We start from the raw sequence: 509 nt of genomic DNA on the forward strand, positions 1-509 counted from the left end.
CCGGCTATATCGGAGGTTCCCATGAGTGGCATTCGCATCCTGCTGTCGCTTCTCGTCGTCTGCGGGCTGGCCTGGGGCATGGCCGCTCCAGCGGCGGCCCAGCCCGGTCCCGCCATTGCAGCGGCCTCCGACCTCAAGTTCGCGCTCGACTCGGTCGCCGCCCGGTTCAAGGCCGACACGGGGCGGGACCTGACGCTCGTCTACGGCTCCTCCGGCAACTTCGCCCGCCAGATCGAGCAGTCGGCCCCGTTCGAGATGTTCCTGTCGGCCGACGAGGACCTCGTGTTCCGGCTTGCCGACGCGGGCAGGACCGTGGACCGCGGCACGCTCTACGCCGTGGGCAGGCTGGTCCTGTTTGCACCGCACGGCTCAGAGCTGAAGCTCGACGCGGCGTTCGCCGACCTGAGGGCGGCGCTGACCGACGGACGGGTGCGGCGGTTCGCCATCGCCAATCCCGAGCACGCTCCCTACGGCCGGGCGGCCGAGCAGGCACTGCGCTCACAGGGGCT

Annotated in this window: 1 protein-coding gene; it reads left to right on the top strand. The window is 70.7% G+C overall.

Annotation, left to right across the window (positions count from 1 at the left end; translation table 11 throughout):
* Nucleotides 1–21: 21 nt before the first annotated feature.
* The coding region (gene modA / locus C7G61_RS43230) for a molybdate ABC transporter substrate-binding protein (RefSeq protein WP_108523446.1) at nt 22–509 on the top strand (488 nt) is incomplete at its 3' end.

This window comes from Bradyrhizobium algeriense, assembly GCF_003062295.1.
Taxonomy (GTDB): domain Bacteria; phylum Pseudomonadota; class Alphaproteobacteria; order Rhizobiales; family Xanthobacteraceae; genus Bradyrhizobium; species Bradyrhizobium algeriense.